Below are 5534 nucleotides of genomic sequence, written 5' to 3' on the forward strand. Positions count from 1 at the left end.
TGCAGCAGTACTTCGACGACCCGACCGTCGAGGAACTGTGGATAAACGAGCCATCGCGAGCTGCAAAACATCTCTTCGAACGGACGGGCCAGACCTGTGAGCGACGCGACCCGAGAAGGCACGGCTCGCCTCCTTGCTGCCACGATACGGAGATACTTGTCCCGATGCCGGTCACGATCCACGAACGGCTCGATGACCTGCGTGGCACTGCTCTCGATGAGCAGGACAAGGGGGACTGAGGCTTGCCCGCAGGAGGTCCCCGTCCCGGGAGGGCCAGCCGGACGGCCCTTCCGGGACGGGGCGAAACCGGACACGATGGACAAGCGACGTGATGCGATGTAGGAGCGGGGCCTCCCGCTCCTACAGGGATGACCTGCGACGTTCCGGCTGCGTCGATGGCGTCGATGTCGCCGGCGTCGAGTTCGGCCAGGCGCGCGGTGAGCCAGTCGGGGTGGGTCTGGCCCAGGGCGGGCGCGGCGAGGGCGGCGAGGTCGTGGAGGTGCTCGCGGGCGTGGAACAGATCGACGATCTCGGTGGCTGAGGGGAAGTGCTGGCCTGCGAGGTTCCAGATCCAGGGCGCGCGCCGTCGCCGAGCACGATGACCTGGCCGGTCTGGGCTGATCCGCGGCGGCGGGCCTCGGCGTGGACGAGGCGTCCGAATGCGGCGGCCGGGTCGAGGGTGGCGACGTAGCTCGACGAGCCCGGGTCCCGGACCGGTCGGCCCTTCTCGTCGGTTTTGGTCTGGGTGAAGATCACGCCGAGTTTCACCTCGCGGGTCCGGGCTTTCCCGTCGGGGTGTTTCCCGGCGCGGCCGGTCGTCTCGGCGGTGGTGGCCGGGATGCCGGTGCCGTCGACCGCGACATAGAGACGCTTCGGTGCGACGCCCGGCGGGAGCGGGGTGAGGGAACCGTCGGCCACCGCGTCGGCGTGGGTGGTGATCTTCTCGTGCAGGGCGCGCCCGTCGGCCTCGTCGGCCCGTCCGACGCGTTTGGTGCTCAGGGTGATCCCGGCCAGGTCGGCCAGCAGGTCGGTGGCCCTGGCGAACGGGACGGCCGCGGCGGTCCGGTCCAGCATGGGGCGCAGGCCGGAGGTGATGGAGGTGCAGGCGATGCCCAGCTCGTCGTCTTTCGGTGACAGCCCGCGGTGGCAGCGTGGGCAGTGATAGTAGGCGCGGGAGATCTCGATGGGGCCGAGCACGGTGTCGACGGTCTTGGTCCGGTAGGCCACGAAGGTCGCCTCGTGTCCTTGCCCGCAGTCGATGCGTGGGCCCCGATGGCCAGGATCGGCGGCGAGGAGTGTTTCCAGGAGCGACGCGCCGAGGTGGGTCATGGCGCTGCGGATGGCCAGCTCCAGTGCGGCCCAGGCCCTCGCCGCCGGTGTGCAGGGTTTTCGTGGCCGTCTCGGCGAGGCGTTCTACCTCCGCCGTGAAGTCTTTCCTGAGCGCTTCGAAGAGTCCCCTTTTTCCCGGCCCGTCCCGGCCGGCGCGTCCTGGCGATCGGCCAGCGGCGTGGCCGGTCTGGCCTGGCAGATCGCCTCGTTGACGTCGATCAGCTGCTCGACGACGGTTTTGAACCGCCGGTAGTTGCCGACCTCTGCGGTGACCTTGTCCAGCTCGGGGCCGGGCTTGAAGTGCATCGACATGGTCTTTCCGGCGACCTTCTTGGTCAAGATGTGTTGCGGGCCGTGCCCGGGATGGGACGGTTCGGCGCAGGCGCAGTTCGCCTTGCCGCAGCGGCGCATCACCGCCGAGAGGCTACCCGGCCGGAAGTCGCCGATGGTGCCGATCTGGGCGCGGAGCCGGGTGCGCTCGTCTTCGAGTTGCGCCAGGTCAACGTTCGATGTCATGGCCCACAACCTCCTCTGAAAGTAACGGTACCCTCAGATTGGGAGCGGAAGGTCTGCAAACCGGGGAAATTCAGACGCCACCTACAAACGTGTCGCACACCCGGGTCGCCGGGGCTGAGGTGACAGTCGCCGTGGGAGTGGGTCGGCGGCAAGGCCCTCGCGGTCCTAAACGGGCACGCCCCGACCGTTGCCGCCGCGATCCGGCGCAAGGCCACCCGTCTTGGCCTGGACCCCAAGATGCGACGCAACGCCGACCGGTGCGCCGCCTACCTGCTGGCCAAGAAGGACTACCTGAACTACCCCCAGGCACTGAGCGCCGGCTGGCCGATCGCCACCGGCATCATCGAAGGCGCCTGCCGACACCTGGTCAAGGACAGGCTCGACCTGACAGGCGCGCGCTGGGGGCTGCCCGGAGCCGAAGCCATCCTGAAACTCCGAGCCCTACGCAGCAACGACGACTGGGACTCCTACTGGCGATTCCACCTCAACCAGGAACGACACCGGACCCATCAAACGCGCTACGCCGACAACGCATCCCCGACAGCCGCCTGATATCCCTCCAGGGGAGCCGCACCCTGCGCATTTCGATGCCGTCGACCGCCGCCAACGCGCCGTCGAGCTCCGGAGCCGTCGCCGCGCCGGTCCAGACACTGACCGTGAAGCGCTCCCCGCGCTCGTTGGCGTCCGCGACTCGACGTACCAGCGCCGCCGGAACCGCCTTCGGATACCCGGCACCAGCGAAGCCACTCATCCCCACGTTCTCGCCCGGAGAGATCAGCCCGGCCGCGTCCTCGGCCGACATGATCTTGCCGAGAAGGTGTTCGGCCTTGACCCGTGACATGTCCGTCATCCGTGCACTCCTGCCCACCGAAAGGTGCTGGTCGCTCAGTCGACGCCGTGGGCTGACCCTGTCAGTCAACCTCCTCGAGCCGGTTGCCTCCAAGGTGTAGCGCCTTCGGTCACTCGTCGCAAGGTCATCGTCCCCGATGTCGTCCTCCAAAGTGTGCCGCGACGCGGCCGCGGGTCGCCTGTCATGGCCGAGGTGAGCGCGAGCGGCGCGAGAGCGACGCTGCCTGCCGAGCTGCTGCCCGGCGATCCTCTTGACCCGGCTCGAGTCCCAGGTCGGGGACCCTTTGGCCCTTGTCATCCACCGGCGGTGTCTGGAAGTCTCCTAGGGTGGGCTTGCCCTTGGGGCGGCTCCGCGCTCGTCCGAGTCAGGACGCGACGATGGGGTAGCCCTGACTCGAACCAAGGAGCTGCAGTGCACCCGTTCGTACTCAACCGTCACGACAAGATGGTCTTTCCCTCCAACTTCGTCCCCGAGCTGGACCTCTCGGTCGTCGACAACCTCGATCACTTGGACAGGGTGATCCGACGCGATTTCGAGACGAAGGCCCCAACCGGCACCGAAATCCTCCAGCGCGTCGAGAGCAGTCACTACACCAGCCGCTACGAGTTGCTGCGCGACATCGCTCTCAACATGTTCTGGATCGGTCGCTACGCCCTCACAATGTACGAGAAGCGACCCACCCGCTGGCGCGACGTCCCCCGGCACCGCAACGACGTGTTCCTGCCGATCCTCACCCCGTGGGAGGACGGCGACCTCAAGGTCGCCGCGGTCGAGCGAGCCTATGCGGCATTGCCCCCGACCTGGGACGCGGCAGCGGAGGACCGGATCTTCACGATCCTTTTCGACGTGTTCAAGCATCGCAAGCACCATGCCTCGGAGCTGTCAGCGATCAAGCCGACTGTGGCGGAGATCCTTGCCGAACCGCGGAACCTCACGTTCCGACTGAACGGGTACGACCCCGATTTTCCGACGTTCGACTTCGACGACATCATCGACTGTGCCGAGGGGACTCCGGAGCTCGAGGCCCTGCACCGCTGGGCGATGGTGCTGCACAACCAGTACCCTTGGGACCGCTCGCAGGCTGAGCTCGTCGAGGTGGGCCAGCTGGGCGACGACGACTATGTGGTCGCCTTCCATCCGCGAGGCCCGGACGTGCGCCAGTTCCTTCGGCGGGCGGGAACCGGTGGGTCTGTCGCACCGATCTCCCCCACTCCGGAGGCGACGCAGCCGATCCGACCCTACCCGGCGGTCAACGTGCGCACGCACTTCCCGGTGAGGCCGCGCATCGAGGCGCTCGCCGTGGTGCACGGCGACACGGTCTGCACCAATGACGACCTGATCCGCAACTCGGCATACAACTGGTCACCGATGTCCGCCGACGAGATCCGCGACAAGACCGGGATCGAGGCGCGCCGCTACACCTCGAGCAGCCTGGAGGCGATCGCGCTTGAGGCGGCCCGGCGCGCACTGGCCCACTCAGGTCGGGGACCGGCAGACATCGGTGCAGTCTTGGTCTGCACGTGCACGAGCTCCCGGTTGATTCCGTCGGTGGCCACATGGATCTCCGGTCAGCTGGGGATCCAGCAGACCCACGCATCGTTCGACATCGTGGCCGCCTGCGCCGGGATGCCTTACGGCATGTCGGACGCTACCCGCATCCTCCAGGAAGTCGAGCGCCCCGTCCTCCTGATCTGCGTGGAGAAGTTCTCGGACAAGATCGGCAACGTCCGGCCGTCCCGGATGATCTTCGGCGACGGCGCCGCCGCCATGGTCATCGGCGTGGCACCGGAGGGCCAACCGTCAGACATTGAGTATCTGCAGACGTATGCCAGCGGGCCGGTGAGTCAGGTTAACTCGATCTTGTGGCCCAACCCGGCGTTCGACAACAACATCACCGTCTACGGTCCGGAGGTCAAGGCGCTGGCCGGTCGCTACCTCGGGCAGATGATCGACGAACTGAAGGCCCTGCCCGACCCGGACGGACAGGCCGCCTCGCTGCTGGACAGCATCGATCTCATCGTCCCGCACCAAGCCAACAAGACGATGGTGATCCAGCTGGCGAACCAGGCCGGGCTGTCCGAGGACCGCCTCTACTTCAACATCGACAAGGTCGGTAACGCGTCGTCGGCGAGCATCCCGTTGGCCATCCACGACGCGGTCCGCGACGGCGTCATCACGAAGCCCGTCCGGGTCTTCGCACCAGGCTTCGGTGCCGGCGCTGTCGCCGGTTTCGCCGTGATGCGCGTCGATCCGGCGGTGGTGGCCATCGCAGACCCATCACCCGACCACACGCCGAGGGTCGACGCGGAGAGCGCGCCGCCCTCTCCCGCGCAGTCCTCAGACGACGTGCACCTGGCGTTCGGGTAGCCCGTCGACTACCCGACGACCGGTACCGCCGCCTCGAGCGGACTCGGCGACCGCCACGAACTTGATCTCCACGAACCCGTCGGCCGGTGCCCTGTCGAGGTATCGGCAAGGCCCAGCCTAGGCCACACAAAGACGCGGCTCCGCAGCGGGCGCGGGGCGCGTCAGGCTGAGACCGGTGGACCGGGCAGGTTGAGTCGGATCGGGTGGGAGACACTTATGCCATGGAGTCTGAGGAAGTGCTGGTCGCCGGACCCGATGGCCGTGCGCTGGGGGAAGCTGCCACCCGAGCTCGGGTTCTGGAGCTGGCTGGGCTGTTCGAGGCGTGCCGGTTGGCGTTCTTCGAGACGGCCGACCGGTTCCACTGGCAGCCTGCCCCCGGTTCGCCAGCTGAGCTGGTTGCCACTGTGCTGCCGAGCCCCAGATCTCCGCTGATGGGCTCTGCGTTGGTGTCGAGGTCGATCACGCTGTGGTG

At 67.6% G+C, this 5534-nt stretch carries 5 protein-coding genes and 2 pseudogenes; 4 read left to right on the forward strand and 3 right to left on the reverse strand.

Annotation, left to right across the window (positions count from 1 at the left end; genetic code table 11):
• Window positions 1-239 (forward strand): hypothetical protein (locus tag L0H79_RS20180; RefSeq protein ID WP_301486433.1); only part of this gene is annotated, 239 nt, incomplete at its 5' end.
• A gap of 121 nt (window positions 240-360) precedes the next feature.
• Here L0H79_RS20180 and L0H79_RS20185 read toward each other — a convergent pair.
• Together L0H79_RS20185 and L0H79_RS20190 are read right to left on the reverse strand one after the other, a co-directional pair.
• Window positions 361-1329: a hypothetical protein gene (locus tag L0H79_RS20185; RefSeq protein WP_301486434.1), complete on the reverse strand. Its 969-nt coding sequence runs from the start codon at window positions 1327-1329 to the stop codon at window positions 361-363.
• 84 nt (window positions 1330-1413) lie between these two features.
• Window positions 1414-1845, reverse strand: coding sequence for a DUF6788 family protein (locus L0H79_RS20190; protein WP_301486435.1), 432 nt, complete (start codon window positions 1843-1845; stop codon window positions 1414-1416).
• A 285-nt stretch (window positions 1846-2130) separates the two neighbouring features.
• Between L0H79_RS20190 and L0H79_RS20195 the strand changes: the two are divergent.
• A pseudogene (locus tag L0H79_RS20195) lies at window positions 2131-2397 on the forward strand (ISKra4 family transposase); the annotation flags it as partial.
• On the opposite strand, the gene L0H79_RS20200 reads toward L0H79_RS20195, so the two are convergent.
• Window positions 2330-2695 (reverse strand): hypothetical protein, encoded by a 366-nt coding sequence (locus L0H79_RS20200; RefSeq protein ID WP_301486436.1) that lies wholly within the window; start codon window positions 2693-2695, stop codon window positions 2330-2332. The pseudogene L0H79_RS20195 and the gene L0H79_RS20200 sit on opposite strands and share 68 nt — an antisense overlap.
• A 411-nt stretch (window positions 2696-3106) precedes the next feature.
• Between L0H79_RS20200 and L0H79_RS20205 the strand changes: the two genes are divergently transcribed.
• Window positions 3107-5062, forward strand: coding sequence for a 3-oxoacyl-ACP synthase III family protein (locus L0H79_RS20205; protein WP_301486437.1), 1956 nt, complete (start codon window positions 3107-3109; stop codon window positions 5060-5062).
• A 221-nt stretch (window positions 5063-5283) separates the two neighbouring features.
• A pseudogene (locus L0H79_RS20210) lies at window positions 5284-5534 on the forward strand (hypothetical protein); the annotation flags it as partial.

It is taken from the genome of Intrasporangium sp. (assembly GCF_030452765.1).
In the GTDB taxonomy this organism is placed as follows: domain Bacteria; phylum Actinomycetota; class Actinomycetes; order Actinomycetales; family Dermatophilaceae; genus Intrasporangium_A.

Coding starts and splice junctions, on each gene's coding strand:
- L0H79_RS20190 (WP_301486435.1), bottom strand. CDS start 1,845: ATGACATCGAACGTTGACCTGGCGCAACTCGAAGACGAGCGCACCCGG.
- L0H79_RS20185 (WP_301486434.1), bottom strand. CDS start 1,329: ATGACCCACCTCGGCGCGTCGCTCCTGGAAACACTCCTCGCCGCCGAT.
- L0H79_RS20200 (WP_301486436.1), bottom strand. CDS start 2,695: ATGACGGACATGTCACGGGTCAAGGCCGAACACCTTCTCGGCAAGATC.